Below are 21,907 nucleotides of genomic sequence, written 5' to 3'. Positions count from 1 at the left end.
CGCCGAATCGACGCTTAAACTTTGAATTGCTAAGGGTTTGGGTGGCTTCGTAGTTCATCTGCCTAGGTGTAAAGCAATGAACCAAAACCTAAAAATCTACCATAGAAACTATTATGCAAGAGGTCTAATATGGCCCTAGTCAAAGCCGACCCCCAAGAAAAAACCGTCAGCATCAATGTCAACGGTCCCCTTAATAGCCGTCGCCGCCTACTCGCCATCATCCGGTCTGACTTTGACCGCATCCACAGCAACTTCAAGTTCATCCCCAAAGAACTGGTTCCAGTCCCCGGCTATCCCGATGTCACCGTCAGCTATAAAGACCTACTCATTCGAGAAAATAAAGGCAGAAAATCATTTGAGGAAGTCGTTGGGGATAAACTACTCGACCTCAATGTTCAAGACTTGCTCAACGGCGTAGATATCGAAGGCAGCCGCCCAAGAACGTCCGACATCGAGCGCCGCGACCAGGCCCTAAAACTGTTCTATAGCTATGCCCACAAGGACGAAACCCTACGCAATCACTTAGACACCCACCTCAAAATCCTCCAACGCCAAAAACTGATCAAACCATGGCATGACCGCTGCATTGTTGCCGGTACAGACTGGGCCAACGAAATCGACGACAACCTCAAGCAAGCAGACATTATCCTGTTGCTCATTAGCGCCGACTTTATCGCCTCAGACTACTGCTACGAAATCGAACTCAAACAAGCCATGGAGCGGCATGAGGCTAAGGAAGCCAGGGTAATTCCCATCATTCTGCGGCCTGTGGACTGGAAAAACACCCCATTTAGCAGCCTCCAGGTATTTCCCACCAATGCCAAACCCGTCACCTCATGGCCTAATCGCGACAAAGCCTGGCTCAATGTGGAGACCGCGATTAAGGCAGCGGTTGAGGATATTAAGGCACAGCGATATCGATAGGGTGTACGAACCCCTACCCTGCGGGAACGCTGACGCCGACACAGTGGGGTTGGCACCCATTAGCCCTGACACTTTGAGGGCAGAGTGAGCTGGCGCTGTTTACAATCAAATGAGATCGAGCATGACAATCAGCCGTTGGGTTCAGCTCCGCTCACCCAACTCAGCATCTATTCATCTCCCACAAACAATTGACAACCCGATGTCACAGGAATGTCACATCCCTTAGATAAGCTACAACTAACACATTGAACTTAGAACCATCACGGCTATGTCCTATCCCCTTCACCCCAAACCTGCTAACCCCAGAGCCCGGAGCATTTCAGCCCTCGGCAGCCTAGTCATAGGGGCCGGATTAGCAACAGCAGGCGGCTTCCTAGCCTGGTCACCAGTATCCCCCCTCCGCAGCGAAAATCGCATTGCCGTTGCCCAAACAGCCCCCACCCCAACCATTAGCCTAGCCGCTAACCCCAACTTCATCACCGACGTAGTCACCAAAGTCGGACCTGCCGTCGTCCGCATCGACGCATCACGCACCGTCAGCCAACAGGTGCCAGACATATTCAACGACCCCGGCTTCCGCCAATTCTTTGGGGAACGACTCCCCCAAGGTGGCCAAGAACGCACCGAACAGGGCCTCGGGTCAGGCTTTATCATCAGTGAAGATGGCCGCATTATTACCAATGCCCACGTCGTCGAGGGGGCAGACACCGTCACCGTCACCCTAAAGGATGGCCGCATTTTAGATGGCCAAGTCCTGGGAAGCGACCCAGTGACCGATATCGCCGTGATTAAGGTAGAAGATGAACAGGATCTACCTACCGTCGCCCTAGGGGACTCGGATCAGCTGCAGCCCGGCGAATGGTCCATCGCCATTGGTAACCCCCTGGGCCTAGATAACACTGTCACCGTAGGGATTATCAGCGCCGTCGGTCGCTCTAGCAACCAGGTGGGGGTGCCGGACAAACGGGTGGAGTTTATCCAAACAGATACAGCCATTAACCCCGGCAACTCGGGAGGCCCCCTGCTCAACCAGCAGGGTGAAGTGATTGGCGTCAATACAGCCATCATCAGCGGCGCCCAGGGCCTCGGGTTTTCCATCCCCATCAACATGGTGGAGCGCATTGCCACGGAGCTAGCGGAAACTGGCAAAGTGGAGCATCCCTTCCTAGGGATTCAGATGGTGACCCTGAGCCCAGCCGTCAAGGAAGAGATTAACTCGAACCCCAACAGCGGTCTGACGGTCGAAGCAGAGACCGGTATTTTGATTGTTCAGGTACTGCAAGGTTCACCGGCGGCTAAGGGTGGCCTCAGGGCTGGGGATGTGATTAAGACCATGGACGGTACCCCCGTGGCCGATGCAGAAGCGGTGCAACGGGTGGTGGGCCAAGGAAAAGTGGGCCAAAAGCTAACGTTTGAAGTCGAGAGAAATGGTGAACTCAAACGGGTGGATGTGAAACCGGAAAATATCCCCCAGTAGGTGTTGGGGCAGGGCTGTAGTTGGGCCTGTAGCCAGTTCGTAGCAGAGCTCTGAATCCTAGGAGAGTTGAGCGCATCCGGTGTGCCGGTCGCCCTGCTCCTAGGATTTTTTTAACCAATCTATGATGGATTTTAGCGATCGCACCCCATAATCCGCATAGTCCGACCAAATAAATTCCCCCGCCGGGTCAATGTAGACAGTCGTTGTCCCAGCCCGCTGCCCCGCCTCCAGATCAAATTTATAATCCCCCACCATCACCGCTGCCGTCGGCGCAGACTGCCACGTATTCAGTAGGGCCAAAATGCCATCTGGCTCAGGTTTCGGCGCATGACAGTCACGACTGAGCACCAGCGTCGGCTCAAAAAAATCCATCAAACCACAAGCATCCAGGGTTTCATGGGCAATATCCTTACCATTGCGGGTCAGAATCGCAATTTGTTTTCCCTGGGAAATCAACAGTTCCAGCAGCTCATGGGCCCCCGGCTGGGCAGTAGCCCGACGGGCAAAATCCATTTCTATGTCCCGCAACTGCTGGTGTTTAACCCTAGCAATATCAGGCGGCAGTTGCCGCAATGACTCTAAAATTGGCGCATCCGGAGGCAGTTCCAAGGCTGCTCGAATCGCTTCAAAGTCATGGATGCTAACGGTTAAGGTGCCATCCATATCAAACACCCAACAGGTGCGATTAGCCAGGTTTTCACTGCCGGTTAGGTTCATGGATATGGTGCCGCCTTGCGTTGCCTAGGCCAGTGTAGCGCGCAGCTACGCCGACAAAACTATGGGCTAATTGCCTGGACAAACGGACCATGATCAAAAGCAGATTGAACCATCACAAAAAGGGTATCAACTTAAGCCGGAAAATCCTGGCTAGGTGGGGAATCAGGGGCCAGAAGCCAGAAGCCAGTGAGGCCCTGACTCCTGACTCCTGAATACTATCCTTGGGAAAACGTCCCGCTTTGAGTTGATACCCCACAAAAAAACCTCCTTTTCCCTTAGGAAAAAGAGGCCCTGCAAATTAGGAATACTTCGTTGTCAATAACTCAGGCAATACTAAACGTCTTGGGTATACTTCACGCCACGATAGGTAAGCTGCGTCCGGTGGTGGGGATGGCTAGGAACCTTAAACGCCTTACGTTTGAGGGGAGCCCCACGATAGGTGCCAATATTTTCAGTATCAGTGACTTGAACATCTTCAAAATGCGCTTCGTAGGTAGCGCCAAGGAATGATAGTTTCATCTCGGTCCCTCCAAGTGTGTAGATGCCATGACAGAAACGTTCACCAATGGAGACGATTGCTAAACTTTCCTGTCAGAAACATGCATAATGTGTAATTGAATACAGTTTATATTTTATACGTGTGAATTAACGCGAAGTTAACGAAGCTTAAAGTTACAGATAAGCTTTGCCTAATGATTTAACTAATCACACAGGTCCCAACGGCAATAGTGCCACCACCACCCGGACTGTGAATGACGATGGTCAGATCATTCGGCCCCGTAGTGTCCGAATGGCAATGAAGTTACCACCGTGACGGCAGGTAGCGATGGTGTTTACACCCGTACGACCACCGGGCCCAATAGTCGTTCTGCGACTGGGACCCATGAAATTACGGTAGAAGATGGAACCATTAACCGTACATCCACCGGCCCCCTTGGCAATGAGCGCTCAGTCATCCGTCGTCGCTAGCCCCAGACTATCGAGCATAAAGGCATATTCAAAAGCGGTTTCTTCCAGCCAACCGTAGCGCCCGGAGGCTCCCCCATGGCCCGCATCCATATTGGTTTTGAGCAGTAGTCGGTTCTGGTCAGTCTTGAGCTGCCGCAGTTTTGCGGTCCACTTGGCGGGCTCCCAGTAGGACACCCGAGGGTCGTTTAGCCCCCCCGTAATCAACAGGTCAGGATAGTCCTGGGCGGTGACATTGTCATAGGGGGAATAGGATTTCATATATTTGTAGAAGTCCTGTTGGTTGGGGTTGCCCCACTCGTCCCATTCCATCACCGACAGGGGCAGACTGGGGTCCAAAATGGTGGTCAGAACATCCACAAAGGGCACGGCGGCCAAGGCCACCTTAAACAGATCAGGCCGCATGTTGAGCACCGCTCCCATCAGTAACCCACCAGCACTACCGCCATAGATCGCCAGTTTATTAGGCCGAGTCCACTGGTGCTGGATCAGATACTCGGCACAGGCAATAAAGTCGGTGAAGGTATTCTTCTTGTGGAGAAACTTACCGTCCTCATACCAGGGCCGTCCCATCTCACCGCCGCCACGAATATGGGCAATGGCGTAGACAACACCCCGATCTAACAACGAGAGGCGAATAGAGGAAAACGAGGCGGATGAGGAATGGCCATAGGAGCCATAGCCATAGAGAAATAGGGGATTGTTACCGTTGCGCTCCAGGCCTTTTTTGTACACCAGGGAAATGGGGACCTGGGTGCCATCTGGGGCGGCGGCCATCAGCCATTCGCTCTGGTACTGGCTGGGGTCATAGCCGCCGAGGACGGGGGTCTCTTTCTTTAGCTCGCGTTCGTGGGTGTCCATGTCATAGTCAAACACGGAGGCGGGGGTGATTAAGGATGTGTAGGTAAACCGTAGGGTTTTGTTGTCAAATTCGGGCATGGCCCCCGCCCACACCGAGTAGGTGGGTTCTGGAAAGTCTAGGGCGGTTTCTTCCCCGGTGGAGAGTTTTTGGATGCGAATGGTGGGGAGTCCACCCTGGCGCTCGTAAATGATGAGGTGATCGATGAATACACTGATGCCGGTGAGTTGCACCTTAGGCCGATGGGGGATAACCGTTTGCCAGTTCTCTTTGCCCAGGGAATTCACCGGGGTCACCATGAGTTTGGAGTTGATGGCGTCTTCATTGGTGATGATATAAAACCGGTCAGAGTCTCCCCCCTGGCCAGGGTGGTGGGAAATGGAATATTCCACCCCATGTTCCCGGGGACAAACAACTTTAAACGCTCCGTCGGGCTGGTTGGCATCGAGAATGTGAATCTCTGACGTCACCTTACTGTCAATGGAGATGAGCAAATAGGCGTCACTCCGGGTGTTCCCCAGGGAGACATAAAAGGCTTCGTCGGTTTCTTCGTAAATCAGCTGGTCTTGGCTGGGGTCTTCCCCCAGGCGATGTTTCCAGACCTGACAAGGGCGGTGGGCCTGATCTAGGCGAGTATAAAACACGGTGCGGTTGTCGTTGGCCCAAACAACTTCGGCCATGTCTTTAATCTCTTCTGGAAAGAGTTTACCAGTGGCCAACTCTTTGAAGACTAGGGTGCAGCGCTCTGAACCGTTGGTATCGATGGCATAGGCCAACAGCTGATGATTCAGGCTGATGTCGGAATCGCCCAGGGCAAAAAACTCGTGACCTTTAGCTAGCTCATTTTCGTCAAGCAAAATCTCTTCTGGAGCGTCTAGGCTGTACCGCTTACGACACAGGATGCCATAGGCTTTACCTTCTTCGGTGCGGCTGTAGTAGAAATAATCGCCGTCTTTGGTGGGGACAGACAGGTCGGTTTCCTGGATGCGGCCCAGCATTTCGTCGTATAGGGCTTTTTGGAATTCCTTGGTGTGGGCTGTCTGGTCTGTGGCGTAGTCGTTTTCGGCCTGGAGATACTTCAGGGTGGCATCGGAGGTGCGATCGCACAGCCAATAGTAATCATCAATCCGCACATCCCCATGATGCTCCAGGGTTTTCGGCTCTTTCTTCGCAATGGGCGCTTCAGACTGACTCAAAACCGTTGGCTCCTTAGGGATGTATTTCTAGAATACTGAGCTAGGGCGTGGGTGACCACCTTAAAACCCACCGATAAACCACTTATACTAATCAAACTCCACCCACCCTTACCCCTCCTCCATGGCTGATCTGATCCTGTTTTGGCACCGGCGTGACCTGCGCATCAGCGATAATCTAGGCCTGGCCACGGCGCGGGAACGGAGTCCTAAGGTGGTGGGTGTTTTTTGCCTCGATCCGGACATCTTAGCGGCGGATGATGTGGCTCCAGCCCGGGTGACCTACATGGTGGGCTGTCTGGCCCAGCTGCAGTCCCAGTATCAGATGGCGGGGAGTGAACTGCTGATTTTGCAGGGCCAGCCTACCCAGCAGATTCCCCAGGTGGCTGTGGCCCTGGGGGCCAGGGCGGTTTACTGGAACCGGGATGTAGAACCCTACTCCCGCCAGCGGGATACGGCGGTGGCCGCAGCCCTATCAGCCAAGGGCATCGAAATACACACCCAAACCTGGGACCAGCTGCTCCATGCACCGGGAGATGTGCTGACGGGGGAGGGAAAACCCTACACGGTGTATGGTCCCTTTTGGCGCACCTGGCAGAAACAACCCAAACTGGCTCCCGTGGCCACCCTGCAAAATGCCATCGGCCTTAGTCAGTCAGAACGGGCGTTGGCGGGTGCGATCGCACTCCCCTCTGCCCAGGCCCTAGGCTTTACCTGGGATAGCCCATTACCCCTAGAACCCGGTGAACTGGTAGCCCAGGCCCAACTGGCCAGCTTTGGCCACCGGGCCATTGAAGCCTATGACGAACAACGCAATTTTCCAGCGGTGGAGGGGACCTCTCTCCTCAGCGCCGCCCTCAAGTTTGGCGCAGTAGGTATACGCGAAGTGTGGCAAACGGCCGCCACCGCCTACGAAGCCTGTCGCAGTGACGAAGCCCGCACCAACGTACAAACCTGGATGCAGGAGCTCGCCTGGCGAGAGTTTTACCAACATGTGATGTATTTCTTTCCAGAGCTAGCCCAGGGCCCCTACCGAGAGGCATGGAAAGACTTTCCCTGGCATAATGACAACGCCCAGTTTACCGCCTGGTGTGAGGGCCGCACAGGCTACCCCATCGTAGATGCAGCCATGCGCCAACTGAACGAAACCGGATGGATGCACAATCGCTGCCGCATGATTGTGGCCAGTTTTCTCACCAAGGACCTGATCATCGACTGGCGCTGGGGAGAAAAGTACTTCATGCAAAAATTGGTGGATGGGGACCTCAGTGCCAACAATGGCGGCTGGCAGTGGAGCGCCTCCAGTGGCATGGACCCCAAGCCCCTAAGAATCTTTAACCCGGCTAGTCAGGCCAAAAAGTTTGATAATGAAGCGGAATACATCCGCCAATGGGTACCTGAAATTCGCCATGTGGATACGGGTGCCCTCGTCACGGGCAAACTCTCCCCGCTGGATTTAGCAGGAACTGGTTACGTCGCACCCATTGTGGATCATAAAAAACAACAGGCCCGTTTCAAAGAACTCTACAAACAACAAAAGTCTAAGTTGGAGTCTACGTTGGCATAACTCGTAGAACCCGGTGATCACCCTACCCACCCCAGGTGATTGATCACACATCGGCCCTCTAAGCGTAGCTATAAAGCTATATCTAGAGTTCTGACGCTTGATCTGGGACATATTGCAAAGTATTGAGTACTTTTTGGCCTGTCATCCGGATTTTTTTACCGGTCAGCTTGATTGAATTTTCATTACAAGGTTTTTCTATTTCTAGAATCGGGCAAATTGAAAGATATGCCGTCATCGTCTGCAACTATGATTGGCATGATGAAAACGCACACAGAAAAGGAAATGGAGCACAATGGCTAATTCAGGTGGAGTAGAAGGGGCCGACAAGAAAATTGTGGCCGGGATTTTAGGGATCTTGCGCGGAGCTTTGGGTATCCATAAGTTCTATTTATGTGCGTTTAGGCATATTAGGAGCGTTGTGTACCCCACTCCTAATGGTTGTACTCCATGGACTGGGGTACGAGGTTAATCTATGGGGATGTCCGTTAAAAGCCCTGGTGGGTATTCCTTGCCCAACGTGGGGTATGACTAGGGCGGTGTTTGCGATCGCAAACCGCCAATGGTCCACCGCCCTGCAATACCACCTGCTGTCCCCCCTAGTCATCCTCCTCTGGGCCATGGCCCTGGGGCAAATTAGTGCAGAATTGCTCACCAAACGCACCTGGGGAGGATGGTGGCAGAAACGCAACCTATGGCTCAGCGTTCTGGGGCTAATGTTTGGCTACCACAGCATTAGACTCTATGGTCTGTGGAGCTCTGGCACATTGACCACAGTCATGGAACAGTCTTTTCTCGGTCATCTGATCTAGCGCCGTTCATCTATTAGTGTGAAAAACACCATGCGTAACCGCAGACTTCCCCTCAAAGCTGGACTAGCCCTAGCCGGGTTGACCTACTGCCAAATCTTCGCCCACATAGACGTCAATCCCTTCCTCAAAAACTACCTAATCTTGGTGCCCATCCAGGTAGGCGTCCTGATATATTTTGGCTACACTTACTGGAATGGCAAATACAAACAGCCATAGGACCAGTAAAGCTTTGCCACTATATCTAGCCAAAATATCTAGCTAAAATATCTAGCCAAACCGCATCCAAGTTAAAACCTGGAGGTTTCCCACGGAAAAAACTACAGTTCTGGACGTGGACAAGGTTTAACAAAGCCAGCCTATAAATCCAGTTAAAGTTGCGGATAAATTGGCCAGGGATAAGTAGTGAGTAATGTTTGTCCTCAACCACCTATCTCTAATCTACTTATTACTACTTATTATATGAAGCCCTTAAGCTTAGATCTCAATCACGCCATGGGCGAACCCCGCCTCCAATTAGCTCAAAATCTCACCGAGTTCCCCCTAGAAATTTTAGATCTAGCGGATTCATTAGAGATTTTAGACCTCTCCAATAATCAGCTCAGCACCCTACCTGACGAATTTTCCCAGTTAAAAAACCTCAAAGTTGCATTTTTCAACAATAACCAGTTTGAAACATTTCCAGAGGTCTTGGCTGCCTGTCCAAACCTTTCCATGGTCAGCTTTAAAAGCAACAAAATTAAAACCATTGGAGAAACAGCCCTATCCCCAAACCTGCGATGGCTGATCCTCACCAACAACCAACTGACCACCCTGCCAAAAACCATCGGCAAACTAACCAAACTGCAAAAGTGCATGCTGGCGGGCAATCAGCTCCACACATTACCCGAGGAACTCGCCAACTGCACCAACTTAGAACTCATTCGCCTGGCCGCAAATCAGCTCCAAACCATTCCCCCATGGCTATTCACACTGCCCCGATTAACCTGGCTGGCCTACGCAGGAAATCCCTGCTGCACAACGGCAAACCCACCACAGACAGCCCCCCACAACCAGGTATCCCTGGCCACTATTGATCCAGCAGAACTACAACTGGGCGAAGTTCTCGGACAAGGGGCATCGGGAGTAATTTATAAGGGGCTGTGGGAGCCTGGCACAACAGCTGAAGCCCTTCAGCAGAGGAACCCTCAGGACGTGGCCGTAAAACTCTTCAAAGGAGAAATCACCAGCGATGGTGTTCCCCTAGATGAAATGCAGGCTTGCATTGCAGCAGCCGACCATCCCAATCTAGTCAAGGTTTTAGGGAAATTGGCCCAACCCATTGCAGATCAAGCCGGTCTCGTCTTCTCATTTATTACCCCTGACTATGTCAACTTGGGGAGACCCCCCAGCCTAGATACCTGCACCCGTGACACCTATGGTGACGACACCACATTTACCCTGCCAGTCATTTTAAAAATTGCCCAAGGGATTGCCTCCGTTGTCACCCATCTGCACACCCAAGGCATTATGCATGGCGACCTCTACGCCCACAATATTCTAGTCAACAATCAGGGAGAGAGTATCCTAGGAGACTTTGGTGCAGCCTCTTTTTATGACCCCAGCAATCCAGCAATTGCACGCTCCCTAGAAAGATTGGAAGTCAGGGCCTATGGCTGTTTGCTAGAAGATTTACTAGAACGCCATGTTTCTAAGAATGAAGAGACTGAAGTAAAAATATTTAGGCGTTTACGCAAGTTACAACAGCACTGCATGGACCCCATCCCCAGTGAACGGCCGCTGTTCAGTACAATTAATCAATTGCTGACCGAGGTATCAACGTTTGTTTGAGGTAGCTCCCTTTCGCATTCATCATCCAACGGCGACTCCGTGCCCCATTGTGGCCAGTATTCCCCACAGTGGGCTAGTCATGCCAGACGGGATTGTAGGAACGCTGAATGAAAAATATCAGCACTTTCTTCCCCATCAAGATTGGCATCTCGATAAGCTTTATGATGGCTTGCCTGAATTGGGCATTACGGTTTTAAAAGCTGTCTACAGCCGGTATGTGGTGGATCTTAATCGAGCGGCCAAGCCTCCATTTATGGGCAGTTTTTGGCAGGCGGCGGTGCCTCAGCAAACGGCCTATAGCCAGCGACTGTACCGAGTGTTGCCATCTCAGCAACAGGTCCAAGACCGAATTGAGCTGGTTTACCGCCCCTACTATCAAGCATTAGAGAAACTTCTACAGGAAACCATTGAACAGTTTGGCCAGGCATATCTGTTGGATCTGCACAGTTTTGCCGGACCGATTCAGGATCAGGTTTGTTTAGGTAATGCCAATGGCACAACCTGTTCTGATTTTTTGATGTCAGCGGTTGAATCAGCCTTCTCCTCCCAGGGGTATCAGGTGGCTCGCAACCATGTGTTCAACGGTGGTAACATTACTCGGCACTGTGGGGCCATGGAGAAAGTTGAAGCATTACAGATCGAGCTGAGGTACCACAACTATTTGAATCTACAGCAGCTTGACCAGGAACAAGTTCCAGATTGGGATATCCCAGAATTTCACCAGGCCAAACAAACCCTGCATTCAGTGTTCACCCACCTTACCAAGACTATTGCTGCCGATGGGCCATAGGTTGGGTAGATCCCTTGGACTCGACTAACTCGGCAGCTCCCATGCAACCCTATTGCTATACTGCAACGTATCATTCTCCTGTCCAGGTAATGCCCAAATGGTTTAACACGGCTGGTCCATGCCACCCGGATAAGCACTATATGCTGCCAGCCACAGTGCGACTCCCCTCACTGGCTCGTTGGATTGCGCAAGAAAGCTACTTCGTGATCCATGCCCCCCGACAAACGGGCAAAACCACGGCTATGCTAGCCCTAGCCCAGGAATTAACGGCTAGCGGTGACTATGCCGCCATCATGGTTTCTGCCGAAGTGGGTCAGCCGTTTAGTCACGACCCAGGCAAAGCAGAAATCGCGATGTTAGACGCCTGGAGAAGCGCAGCTGAGTTTTATCTACCGGATGAATTGCAACCTCCCCCCTGGCCTGCCGCTGGTGCTGGCCATCGGATTGGAGCAGCTCTACAGGCATGGTCCAAGGTTTGCCCCCGTCCTCTCGTCATCTTTATTGATGAAATCGATGCCTTAACGAATGACGCTCTGATGACGGTGCTACGGCAGCTACGGGATGGCTATCCTCGACGCCCTAGTCACTTTCCCCATGCCCTAGCTTTGATCGGCCTCAGAGATGTGCGCGATTACAAGGTGGCCTCAGGGGGTAGCTCCCATTTAAAAACCGCTAGTCCCTTTAATATCAAAGTAGAATCGTTGACCCTGCGAGATTTTAATCCAGATGAGGTAGCGCAGCTTTATGGTCAACACACGGCTGAAACAGGTCAGGTATTTACGGCAGAAGCCATAGATCTAGCCTTTGACCTCACCCAAGGCCAACCTTGGCTAGTCAATGCGTTGGTACGTCAGGTGGTAGAAGTGTTGGTACCAGATGGCAAAACAGTGATTCTCCCTGGACATATTCAGCAGGCTAAAGAAATCTTAATCCAACGACAAGACACTCATCTAGATAGTCTAGCCGAGCGCCTACGGGAAGATCGGGTGAGAGCGATTATCGAACCCATCTTGGCAGGACAATCTCTGCCTACGGTCCCCAATGAAGATTTGCAATATGTGTTGGATTTGGGTCTGTGTCGCTTAGCCAATGGCGGCGGATTAGTCATGGCCAATCCGATCTATCGAGAGGTGTTGCCACGGGTATTGGCCAAGGTACCCCAGGCTTCATTGCCTATGATTGCGCCATCCTGGCTAAATGACAACGGTGAATTAGTCCTAGAAACCCTCCTTGCCGCATTTCTCTCATTTTGGCAACAACATGGTGAACCCTTGCTTAAAAGTGCTGCTTACCATGAAATTGCGCCCCACTTGGTCATGATGGCCTTTCTGCATCGAGTGGTTAATGGCGAGGGAACTCTGGAGAGAGAATATGCCATTGGTACAGACCGCATGGATCTCTGTTTACGCTATGGTGCGGTCACTCTGGGCATTGAACTCAAGGTGTGGCGACAAGGTCGCCCCGACCCAATCACCGCTGGATTAACCCAGTTGGATAAGTACCTGGCAGGGCTGGGCATAGATACAGGTTGGCTAGTCATTTTTGACCAACAGCAAGGATTACCACCCCTGGCTGATCGGACCACGACAGAAATGGGAACCACAGTCCATGGACGCCGAATAACTGTAATTCGCGGGTAGATCAAGTCTGGACTTCTGGGCGAGGGAAAGTTTTAAGGCTTATTTGCCTAAATTTAGGCACGCTTCATAGCCAGCATCAGCCCATCGGCCATCGGCACCAGGCTCATCGCCACCCTCTCATCCCCATGAATTTTCTCATTCAGGGCATGGATGTGCTGCGTGCGATTATCTTGTCGCTCCATCGGCTCAGCCACTTGCCCCGACCACAGGACATTGTCCACCACAATTAATCCACCCACCCGCACTAGCTGCAACGCTCGCTCGTAATAATTGTCATAGTTACTTTTGTCCGCGTCAATAAATGCAAAGTCAAAACTGTTGCTATGCCCTTCGGCAATCAACTGATCCAGCGTCTCTAACGCAGGGGCAATGCGCAGGTCTACCTTGTGGGCCACCCCCGCCTTTTGCCAATACTTACGGGCCATGGTGGTGTATTCATGGCTAATGTCACAGGCAATCAGCTGCCCATCCTCGGGCAAGGCCATGGCCACAATCAGCGAACTGTAGCCGGTGAACACCCCGACTTCTAGGGCTTTTTTCACCCCCAATAGCTGCACTAGCAACCCCATAAACTGCCCCTGCTCTGGGGCGATCTGCATTACAGATCTGGGATGCTGAGCATTTTCTTCTCGCAGTTGTTGCAACAGCTCACTATCGCGCACACCAACGGAAAGCAGATAACGATAGAGATTTTCGGTGAGGTTGAGAATTTGGGTAGACATGGGAAAGAGGTTTGACGGCCTGTTATAGCCTCAAAACTCTAACTCAAAACTCTATAGATCTATAGATCGGCCTGGCAATGCCAATGTTGGGGCAAGGGAAGGGTTTGCTAACCTAGGTATAGATAAGTAAGTGAGGCACATCCCCCATGGATGTAACCCATGTAGTTCAAGTCTCTGCCCTGGTAGGATGGATTATTGAAATTACCCAGCAGGATAATGGCTACCGCTGCTGGGTAATTAACCGCGAGCTAGAAGTGCTGAGCGATGGCCACCTATACACCACCAGCAGCGCCGCCTTAGCTGCTGGCAGACTATTTGTGGAAAGACACTAAACCTTTTTTACGACTGGCACAGGACCCGACGCATGGTTTTCATGTTGCCAGGTAGGTCAATCTTCATGGCTTGCTCCAGCAAAAACTTAGGGGCTGGAATCATGGGTGTGGCCTTGACGGAGTAGGTAAGCAGGGTACCTTCACCAAAATCTTCGAGGACCAGGTCAGCGGCAAAGTCGGCAAAGGTACCGCGCTCTAACCGAAACTGAATGCTCTGGTGCAGGTGCTCTACGACGTTCAGATAAATTTCTACCTGGGCGGTGAAAAGGATAAAAGCTTTGCGGGCTGCTTGATAGAGCCTACGGGTAATACGCTTGGACTGCTGCTTGACTTGATGCTTGACGGAGGCTTCTAGCTCACGGCTTTGGGTAATGTCGGGGAAATAATGCACCCAGCGACTGTAGTCGGTCAGCTGCTCCCAAAGTTGCGATCGCACCAAAGGCACATACATTTGAGCAGTTACAGCGGCTCCTTTACCAGCGTGATGGTCAGTGGCTATTAGGACATCGCCGCGCAGCAATGCGGCCTGTTGTGTGATCGAAACCATAGGAAATATAAGGAAAACTCTAAAGATATTTATTTAGGCACTGGATAATCTACACCGATTGGAACCATGAATCAGCATTCAGTGTGCCGATTTCTACGGATTCGTTGCCATTATTAACCAGCCAGCGTAAGACTAGTGTCAAGCAGAGACACTATTGAGTAAAACCTTAGTGAACCTTGTAGCTCCCTAGGCATATATACCGGGCTTAATCAATGGCTAATCGTTTTCGTTTGCGTCCAATTACCCAACTTTTGCTGGCCACCATGGCCATGACTGCCATTGTCTGGATTCTACGCGGCATAGGGCTACTGGCGTTTTTGCCAGGGATTATTATTTGGCTCCTATTGTTAAGCTGCTTTGCGATCGCACTCTTCAGCAGTCTGCAATCGACCCGATAAAGGCACGGCCACCGGTGCAAATGGTTCTACTGGGCGGATTACCCCAGATTGCCCCAGATTTAAATCATTCCTCAACCAAACATTAAATTCCCCTTAAATTTAGACTGCTAGGTTGCCGGAGAGGTGTCAGGCAATCAGCCATGGAACTACTACATATACTCAACACCCTAGGCATAGCCCTGTTGTTACTGCTGCTGGGGGACTTCATCGCCACATTCGTCTACCATGTGCCCGAGCACGTATTCGGCCGCTACCACAGCATTGTCCACCACAGTCCCAACCGCAGCTTTGTCAGCTACGCTTGGCGCAAGCACTGCCCCCAGGCTCTACTACCCGGCTTTTTAGGCGCACTGCCTTACTTGATCTGGGTACCGCTGCTGTGGCTGCTATCTCCTCTGGGTACGGTCATCGGTTTGCTGCTAGCCGAACTCCACGTCATTTGGCGGCATCAGTTTGCCCCCGGCTACCGTACCCCCAAGGGACTGAAAATTCTCTGCCGCTGGTGTTGCATCACTACCCCAGAGCGTCATCGACTGCACCACCGCAATGCCAACCTGGCTTTTGGGGATGTCTTCACCTTTTATGGCCAGCCAGCCCAACATTGGCTCACCTTTCTCCGCCAGCTCAAACGCCAGTGGGCCTAGGCTGAAATCGCCCAAAATCCCTGGAACGCAGCTAGTCCAGTGCCGTCTACCCAATGACAGCTGCAGTTGTCCTGTTAATCTTTATAAAGGACAAATCGACTCACCGGCGCAAGGAGTACCATGGCCATCCAAACGGTTTCGACAACACCTTTTTCAGATCAAAAACCGGGCACATCCGGATTACGCAAACAGGTGACTGTCTTTCAGCAACCCCACTATTTAGAAAACTTTGTCCAGTCTATTTTTGATAGCCTAGACGGATATCAGGGTCAGACCCTGGTGGTCGGTGGGGACGGTCGCTTTTACAATCGCCAAGCGATCCAGATCATTCTAAAAATGGCCGCCGCCAATGGCTTCGGTAAAGCCCTAGTGGGCCAGGCGGGCATTTTTTCCACCCCAGCGGTTTCCTGCGTCATCCGCAAATATGGAGCCTTTGGTGGCATCGTTCTATCCGCCAGCCACAACCCTGGTGGCCCCGACGGCGACTTTGGCATTAAGTACAATACGGAAAATGGTGGTCCCGCTCCAGAAAAGGTAACCGACGCCATTTTTGATCGCAGCAAAGTAATTGATCAGTATCAAATTTTAGACGTCGAAGACGTCAACCTGGATCGCATCGGCCCCACCTCCCTCGGTAATATGACCGTTGAGGTGCTAGATGCGGTCAATGACTATGCCGCCCTGATGGAAACCCTATTTGACTTTGAGCAAATCCGTCAGCTGCTCACCTCCGGTAAGTTCACCATGTGCATGGACTCCCTCCATGCGGTCACCGGTCCCTATGCCAAGGCGATTTTTGAAGGACTGCTGGGGGCAGCCCAGGGCACCGTACAAAACGGTGAACCCCTAGAAGACTTTGGCGGTGGGCACCCCGACCCCAACTTGGTCTATGCCCATGACTTAGTCAAAGTTATGTTTGCCGCCAATGCTCCCAGCTTTGGGGCGGCCTCCGACGGCGATGGCGATCGCAACATGATCCTCGGCAATAACTTTTTCGTCACCCCCAGTGACAGTCTGGCGGTACTAGCCGCCAACGCCACCTTAGTCCCCGGCTACCGTAGCGGCATCACCGGTGTGGCCCGTTCCATGCCCACCAGCCAAGCTGTGGACCGCGTCGCCGAAAAGCTGGGCATTGACTGCTACGAAACCCCCACCGGTTGGAAATTCTTTGGCAACCTACTGGATGCAGACAAAGCCACCCTCTGCGGAGAAGAAAGCTTTGGCACCGGCTCCAACCACGTCCGTGAAAAGGATGGCCTGTGGGCGGTGCTATTTTGGCTCAACATCCTGGCGGTTAAGGGTGAGTCGGTGGAGACTATCGTTAAGGATCACTGGGCCACCTACGGGCGTAACTACTACAGCCGCCATGACTTTGAGGGGGTGGATTCAGCGGTGGCGAATGACCTGATGGCGGGGGTGCGATCGCAGCTACCCAGCCTCCAGGGTCAACCCCTAGGCAGCTACACCGTCGCCTATGCCGACGACTTTAGCTACACCGATCCTATCGACAATAGCGTCAGCAAAAATCAGGGCATCCGCATCGGCTTCACCGACGGCTCCCGCATTGTGTTCCGCCTATCGGGCACTGGCACTCAAGGAGCCACCCTGCGGCTCTATGTAGAAAGTTACGAGCCCGATGCCACCAAACACGACATCGACACCCAGGAAGCCTTGGCTCCCTTGATTCAACTGGCTGATCAAGTGGCGAAAATTAAGGAGTTAACCGGGTTCGAACAGCCCACGGTGATTACCTAAACCTCGGCCACTAAACTAAAACCTATTGCCGCTCGGGGTGGTCATCCCGAGCGGTAAATGATCTAGAGCATTTCTAGATCATTTACTGTCCCGGCACCGCCACACTACTTTTGACCGACTGCTTATCCGTACTTTTCCCATACTTCTCCGCCACAGCGGTCACTTCCGCCACCCGCTCAGCATTGGTCACCTCTTCAGCCACGCTGGCCTTGGCCATGTCTTCTGCCCTTACCTTTAGCCCCTGTTTTACCCGACTCAAAAAAGACGCGGTAAAGCCCACCCCGAGATAGGCCGTACTCAAAAGCACCCAGCCTTCGATGACGTAGGTCATCATTTCGTTTAAGGTTTCAACAGTCATGATGCGTTCCCGTCGGTAAAACAGCTTTATTAAAAGACAAAAGGACAAACCCCTACGCCCTAGGGTGATTTGATCATGCCCGGTACAGCAAGATTGTTTTCCACCATTTAAGCAAGTTCTTTTTAGGATCGGTACTTATCGCAAAAAATATTTGAGTACGCCTTTTATTAAGGCAACTTTATATACCTAGCAGTCATCCCAGATCTGACCAGGCAGCAATGTAAAGTGTGCTTTAGCTCAAATTTCTACCTTGGTAGAGTTTTGAGTCTATGGATAACTTTATTAAATTGGTGCTATGAATTTCTCTACGTTAACTAAGTCTCTGTCGGCAACCGTTGTAGGCTTACTGGCCATCGCTACCCCAGCCCTCGCCCAGCCTGGAGACAACGAAATTGGTAACTATGTTGGCCTGGGGGCGCGCTCAGGGCTGAACGACTCCTTCGCAGTGGTGATTGACTCTAAGTTCGAAATTTTTAAGCTGGATCAGAATACGGTATCCGTCAGGCCAGCCATTTATGTGGGTGATGACTTTGAAGGGCGCTTACCCATTTCCTACGACGTCATCCTCGATGAACAGCTCCTATTCTTCGGCGGCGGTGGCTTTGCCTACAACTTTGAGGACAGTGATTTTGACCCCATGCTCACAGCGGGGTTGGATATGCCCCTGAGTGAGCGTCTGATTCTGAATGTGGAAGGTAACCTGATCCTCAAATCCAACGACACGGATGCGGAAATCGCTGGCTCCATCAACTGGCGGTTCTAGACTATCTAGATGGGGTATCAATTTAAGCCGGGAAATCCTGGCTGGGTGGGGAGTCAGGGGTCAGAAACCAGAAGCCGGTAAGGCACTGAATTCTGACCCCTGTAGAGCTTGCTCTTCTCAAAGAGTCTTCTAAATTCTGTCCTTGGGAAAACGTCCCGCTTTAAGTTGGTACCCTCTAGATAGCCTCATTTTCTCGGCAGAAGATTGTCCATTTCCCCATGGGTTTGGGGATTAAGGTCAAGGGATAAACCTCGATCGGTTTATCCCCCAAGGACACCTGGATATAGCTCAAGCAGCACTATCTGTGCAGGGCGCTCTTCGGTATGGTGAAATACCAAGCGTCACTGTCTGTTTTATGTCTAACCGCCTATCTTTTCAAACCAAATTTACCTATGGCGTGGGTGAATTTGGTACGGCTATTCCCATCGGCCTATCGATTTTTTACCTGCTATTTTTCCTGACGGAGGTGGTGGGTCTATCCCCCACCCTGGCGGGAACGGTGCTGTTACTGGGTCGGGTGTGGGATGCCATTAACGATCCAGTGATTGGCTGGCTGAGCGATCGCACCCAGTCCCGATGGGGACGGCGCTATCCATGGCTGGTGTTGGGAGCAGTGCCCCTGGGCTTTTTCTGCTTTATGCAGTGGATTGTGCCCCCCCTAGAATCGCAAACCAGTCTGTTTATTTACTATGTGCTGATGGCCATGGGGGGCTATGCGGCCTTTTCGGTGGTTATTTTGCCGATGGTTGCGATCGCAACCGAACTCACCCCCGACTACGACGAACGCACCAGCATCATGTCCGTGCGTTCAGCGTCCGATATCCTTGGTTCGGTGGTGGGGCTAGTGCTGGCCCAAATTATTTTTGCCCTGGTTGAAGACACCCGACGGCAGTACATGATCCTCGGCGGGGTCAGTGGCATCGTTATTGTGCTAGCCATTGCCATTTGTGTGGTGGGTACCTACGACCAATATCGGCCCGTCCTCCGGCAGCAGACCCAGGCCTCATCCCATTCGATGGGCTTTCAACTCCGTCGAGTCTTTCAGAACCGTTCCTTCCGCTGGGTCATGGGGGTCTATCTATGCTCCTGGATGGGGGTACAGGTGACGGCGGCGATGCTGCCCTATTTTGTCACCGACTGGATGCAGCTGGGGGAGCAGCACTTTACCCAAATGGCCATCGTCGTCCAGGGTAGTTCGGTGAGCATGCTACCGTTCTGGCTGTGGATCACCAAACGCACCAGCAAGCAAATGGTGTACTTTGCCGGTGCCCCCATCACCCTCATCGGCGTGGGACTACTGGGGCTGGTGCAACCGGGGCAGGTGGCGGCCATGTACCTCGTCGGGGGCACCATCGGCGTGGGGCTGTCCACGTTTTATTTAGTGCCCTTTGCCATGCTGCCCGACGTGATTGATGACGAGGAACTGCGCACCGGCGAACGTCAGGAAGGCATGTTCATTAGCATGATGGTGTTTTTGCAAAAAGTGGGTGTGGCGATCGCCATCTTTGTATCGGGCTGGATGCTGGACTGGGCCAATCAAATCGGGCCAGACACCCGACTGCTGGTAATCCGTCTCCTAGCCAGCGCCCTGCCCAGTGTCTTGATTTTTGGCGGCGTCTACTGCGTCTATCGTTATCCCCTCACCCGCAAAGCCCACCACCGCATTCGCCTGCAACTAGAACGCGATCGCAAACAACCCCAAGAGCATTAATATTGCCCCTTACCCCGTGAGCTTTGCCCACCCTCCCCATGGCAACCGCGACCGAACGGGGATACCCGCCACTCACCCGCATCCCGAGCCTTCGTATGTCCATACGCCACCTATGGGTAAGATAAATCCGAATTAATATCGCCTGTTGTGTAGCTATGGGTAATGTCCCATTGACAGCTATGGTAAATCGACTCAGAAATTTTGCTCGCCTGATCGCCAGCTCCTGCGCAGGAGCCCTGTTGCTCGCTAGCTGCAACGGTGGTAGTGACACGGGTACTACTGGTCGCGGCTTTGAAGTGAAGCTCCTGGTGGGCAGCGCCCTCCAACACTTTTGTGAAGAAGCAGCGGTGCAGTTTAATCAGACCAACCCCAAACTAGCCAGTGGGGATGCCTTTCACATGACCTGTGAAGCAGCGGGCAGTGGGGACATCATTGAACGCACTGTAAACCTAGCGGAGCAGCTCCAGCAGGGCACCCTGACCGCCGATGCCCCTGAATTTCCCACCATGCTATCGGTGGATGGGGAAATCTATCAGAACCAGCTGATCTATCGCATGGATCAGCTCTACCCTGGCCAAAACTATATACCTGCAATTACCGATGCACCGCTGTTGGCCAATAGTCCCATGGTGTTTATGGTCCCGACGGATCTGGCCCCCGGTCTACGCCGGGTGGACGATCTATTTGCCAAACTGGTGACCGCCCAGACCCATAAGGATCTGGATGCTAGCAGCCCAGACCAGCCGGTCTACTACGTACACACGGCTCCTACCCGGTCAAACTCAGGCCTGCAAACATTGGTAGCTCAATTTGCCTCCGTATCCGGCAAACGCCCGGAAGAACTAACCGTGGCGGATGTGCAACAGCAGCAGGCGGCAGTGCAAAAAATTCAGAGCAAAATCACCCGCTACGGTAAATCCACTTCCAGCCTGGCCGAGTCCATGGTGGAAAACGGGCCGTTTTGGGCCTCCATTGGTTCGGTGTATGAGTCATCGGTGATTGAGGCCAATAGTGACTTACCCCCCGGCGGCACCCGTTATGAGGCGGTCTATCCCAAATCCACCTTTACCTCCAATATGCGGGGCATTGTGCCCAACGCCCCCTGGGTTAACGACCAAGAGAAAGAAGCAGCCGATCTGATTTTGGCGTACCTCACCTCTCCCCCCGCCCAGCAGATTGCCACCAGTTTGGGTCTGCGCCCCGGCACCCCCGGTGTGGCCCTGGGTCCCAAGTTTTCGGCTAACTTTGGTGTGGACCCTAAGGCCAGCTACGATTCCTACCGACCTCCCGCACCGGAGGTGGCAGAAGCCATGCTGACAGCCTGGAGCCAGGTCGCCAAGAAGTCTTCCCTGGTAGTGGTAGTGGTCGATACCTCTGGGTCGATGGAAGGCAACAAGCTACCGTCGGTGCAAAATACCCTCAAAACCTATGTGGATAGCCTTGGCCCCAAGGATCAGGTGGCCCTGATTGACTTTGACAGTAATATTCGTCAGCCCGTGCTGGTGGATGGCACGCCGGAGGGTAAATCACTGGGGTTACAGTTTATCGCCAGTCTCCAGGCCGACGGCGGCACCCGACTATATGATTCGGCCCTGGCGGCTCGCAACTGGCTCTCGTCCAACCTTAAGGCCAACGCCATCAATGCGGTTTTGATTCTCACCGATGGGGAAGATTCCGAGTCGGGAATTAGTTTGGATCAGCTGGGTCAGGAACTCTCTCGCAGCGGGTTTTCGTCGGATCAGCGGATTGCGTTCTTTACGGTGGGCTATGGCGAGGAAGGGGAGTTTGACCCCCAGGCCCTCGAGCAAATTGCCCAGCTAAATGGGGGGTACTATCGTAAGGGTGATCCGGCTACCATTGCCCAGCTGATGGCCGATCTGCAAGTAGAGTTTTAGTCAAGCGGAGTAT

At 52.6% G+C, this 21,907-nt stretch carries 22 protein-coding genes; 16 read left to right on the top strand and 6 right to left on the bottom strand.

The window, feature by feature from the left end:
- Positions 1–129 precede the first annotated feature (129 nt).
- Both VB741_RS18160 and VB741_RS18155 read left to right on the top strand, forming a co-directional pair.
- Positions 130–924 (top strand): toll/interleukin-1 receptor domain-containing protein, encoded by a 795-nt coding sequence (locus VB741_RS18160; protein ID WP_323366608.1) that lies wholly within the window; start codon positions 130–132, stop codon positions 922–924.
- A gap of 268 nt (positions 925–1,192) precedes the next feature.
- Entirely contained in the window at positions 1,193–2,401 is a 1,209-nt protein-coding gene (locus tag VB741_RS18155) for an HhoA/HhoB/HtrA family serine endopeptidase (RefSeq protein WP_323366607.1), read from the top strand.
- A 99-nt stretch (positions 2,402–2,500) separates the two neighbouring features.
- On the opposite strand, the gene VB741_RS18150 is transcribed toward VB741_RS18155, so the two are convergent.
- Both VB741_RS18150 and VB741_RS18145 read right to left on the bottom strand, forming a co-directional pair.
- Positions 2,501–3,118, bottom strand: a complete 618-nt coding sequence (locus VB741_RS18150; protein ID WP_323366606.1) for an HAD family hydrolase — start codon at positions 3,116–3,118, stop codon at positions 2,501–2,503.
- Positions 3,119–3,451: 333 nt separating this feature from the next.
- Positions 3,452–3,637, bottom strand: coding sequence for a DUF4278 domain-containing protein (locus VB741_RS18145; protein ID WP_323366605.1), 186 nt, complete (start codon positions 3,635–3,637; stop codon positions 3,452–3,454).
- Between the two features lie 291 nt (positions 3,638–3,928).
- Here VB741_RS18145 and VB741_RS18140 point away from each other — a divergent pair, with 291 nt between their 5' ends.
- Positions 3,929–4,087 (top strand): hypothetical protein, encoded by a 159-nt coding sequence (locus VB741_RS18140; protein ID WP_323366604.1) that lies wholly within the window; start codon positions 3,929–3,931, stop codon positions 4,085–4,087.
- Here VB741_RS18140 and VB741_RS18135 read toward each other — a convergent pair.
- Complete coding sequence (locus VB741_RS18135) at positions 4,067–6,139, bottom strand: S9 family peptidase (RefSeq protein ID WP_323366603.1); 2,073 nt, start codon at positions 6,137–6,139, stop codon at positions 4,067–4,069. The genes VB741_RS18140 and VB741_RS18135 overlap by 21 nt on opposite strands.
- A 121-nt stretch (positions 6,140–6,260) precedes the next feature.
- Here VB741_RS18135 and VB741_RS18130 point away from each other — a divergent pair, with 121 nt between their 5' ends.
- The 6 genes from VB741_RS18130 (at position 6,261) to VB741_RS18105 (ending at position 12,769) form a co-directional block, all read left to right on the top strand.
- Positions 6,261–7,703 carry an FAD-binding domain-containing protein gene (locus tag VB741_RS18130; protein WP_323366602.1) on the top strand — a complete coding sequence of 481 codons (1,443 nt, stop codon included), beginning with the start codon at positions 6,261–6,263 and terminating at the stop codon, positions 7,701–7,703.
- 434 nt (positions 7,704–8,137) lie between these two features.
- Entirely contained in the window at positions 8,138–8,512 is a 375-nt protein-coding gene (locus tag VB741_RS18125) for a DUF2752 domain-containing protein (protein WP_323366601.1), read from the top strand.
- 30 nt (positions 8,513–8,542) lie between these two features.
- Positions 8,543–8,728 carry a hypothetical protein gene (locus VB741_RS18120; protein WP_323366600.1) on the top strand — a complete coding sequence of 62 codons (186 nt, stop codon included), beginning with the start codon at positions 8,543–8,545 and terminating at the stop codon, positions 8,726–8,728.
- Positions 8,729–8,971: 243 nt separating this feature from the next.
- Complete coding sequence (locus VB741_RS18115) at positions 8,972–10,339, top strand: leucine-rich repeat-containing protein kinase family protein (protein WP_323366599.1); 1,368 nt, start codon at positions 8,972–8,974, stop codon at positions 10,337–10,339.
- Positions 10,332–11,129 carry an N-formylglutamate amidohydrolase gene (locus tag VB741_RS18110; protein WP_323366598.1) on the top strand — a complete coding sequence of 266 codons (798 nt, stop codon included), beginning with the start codon at positions 10,332–10,334 and terminating at the stop codon, positions 11,127–11,129. Before VB741_RS18115 ends, VB741_RS18110 begins: the two co-directional genes overlap by 8 nt.
- Before the next feature lie 89 nt (positions 11,130–11,218).
- Entirely contained in the window at positions 11,219–12,769 is a 1,551-nt protein-coding gene (locus VB741_RS18105) for an ATP-binding protein (RefSeq protein ID WP_442786390.1), read from the top strand.
- A gap of 53 nt (positions 12,770–12,822) precedes the next feature.
- Here VB741_RS18105 and VB741_RS18100 read toward each other — a convergent pair whose 3' ends face one another.
- Positions 12,823–13,491: a class I SAM-dependent methyltransferase gene (locus VB741_RS18100; protein WP_323366596.1), complete on the bottom strand. Its 669-nt coding sequence runs from the start codon at positions 13,489–13,491 to the stop codon at positions 12,823–12,825.
- 146 nt (positions 13,492–13,637) lie between these two features.
- On the opposite strand from VB741_RS18100, the gene VB741_RS18095 reads away from it, so the two are divergent.
- Entirely contained in the window at positions 13,638–13,823 is a 186-nt protein-coding gene (locus VB741_RS18095; protein ID WP_323366595.1) for a hypothetical protein, read from the top strand.
- Between the two features lie 7 nt (positions 13,824–13,830).
- On the opposite strand, the gene VB741_RS18090 is transcribed toward VB741_RS18095, so the two are convergent.
- The gene (locus VB741_RS18090; protein ID WP_323366594.1) at positions 13,831–14,370 is read right to left on the bottom strand and encodes an SRPBCC family protein; all 540 of its coding nucleotides are present in this window, start codon (positions 14,368–14,370) and stop codon (positions 13,831–13,833) included.
- 212 nt (positions 14,371–14,582) lie between these two features.
- On the opposite strand from VB741_RS18090, the gene VB741_RS18085 reads away from it, so the two are divergent.
- The 3 genes from VB741_RS18085 to VB741_RS18075 all read left to right on the top strand — a co-directional run bounded on the left by VB741_RS18085 (position 14,583) and on the right by VB741_RS18075 (position 17,167).
- Positions 14,583–14,768 (top strand): hypothetical protein, encoded by a 186-nt coding sequence (locus VB741_RS18085; protein ID WP_323366593.1) that lies wholly within the window; start codon positions 14,583–14,585, stop codon positions 14,766–14,768.
- Between the two features lie 140 nt (positions 14,769–14,908).
- On the top strand, positions 14,909–15,412 hold the full coding sequence (locus tag VB741_RS18080; RefSeq protein ID WP_323366592.1) for a sterol desaturase family protein: 504 nt from the start codon (positions 14,909–14,911) through the stop codon (positions 15,410–15,412).
- Positions 15,413–15,532: 120 nt separating this feature from the next.
- Complete coding sequence (locus tag VB741_RS18075; RefSeq protein ID WP_323366591.1) at positions 15,533–17,167, top strand: alpha-D-glucose phosphate-specific phosphoglucomutase; 1,635 nt, start codon at positions 15,533–15,535, stop codon at positions 17,165–17,167.
- An 82-nt stretch (positions 17,168–17,249) separates the two neighbouring features.
- Here the strand turns inward: VB741_RS18075 and VB741_RS18070 are convergent, their stop codons facing one another.
- Positions 17,250–17,525: a hypothetical protein gene (locus VB741_RS18070; protein WP_323366590.1), complete on the bottom strand. Its 276-nt coding sequence runs from the start codon at positions 17,523–17,525 to the stop codon at positions 17,250–17,252.
- Between the two features lie 295 nt (positions 17,526–17,820).
- Here VB741_RS18070 and VB741_RS18065 point away from each other — a divergent pair, with 295 nt between their 5' ends.
- The 3 genes from VB741_RS18065 (at position 17,821) to VB741_RS18055 (ending at position 21,894) form a co-directional block, all read left to right on the top strand.
- Complete coding sequence (locus VB741_RS18065; protein ID WP_323366589.1) at positions 17,821–18,288, top strand: hypothetical protein; 468 nt, start codon at positions 17,821–17,823, stop codon at positions 18,286–18,288.
- Positions 18,289–18,643: 355 nt separating this feature from the next.
- A complete protein-coding gene (locus VB741_RS18060; RefSeq protein ID WP_323366588.1) occupies positions 18,644–19,999 on the top strand; it encodes an MFS transporter in 1,356 nt (451 codons plus the stop codon).
- A 179-nt stretch (positions 20,000–20,178) separates the two neighbouring features.
- Positions 20,179–21,894, top strand: coding sequence for a VWA domain-containing protein (locus VB741_RS18055; RefSeq protein WP_323366587.1), 1,716 nt, complete (start codon positions 20,179–20,181; stop codon positions 21,892–21,894).
- The last annotated feature ends 13 nt before the right edge of the window (positions 21,895–21,907 follow it).

It is taken from the genome of Leptothoe sp. PORK10 BA2 (genome assembly GCF_034932105.1).
Lineage (GTDB): Bacteria > Cyanobacteriota > Cyanobacteriia > Phormidesmidales > Phormidesmidaceae > Leptothoe.
The sequence above is the reverse complement of the archived record's forward strand: the minus strand, read 5'-3'. Positions and strand labels throughout refer to the sequence as shown.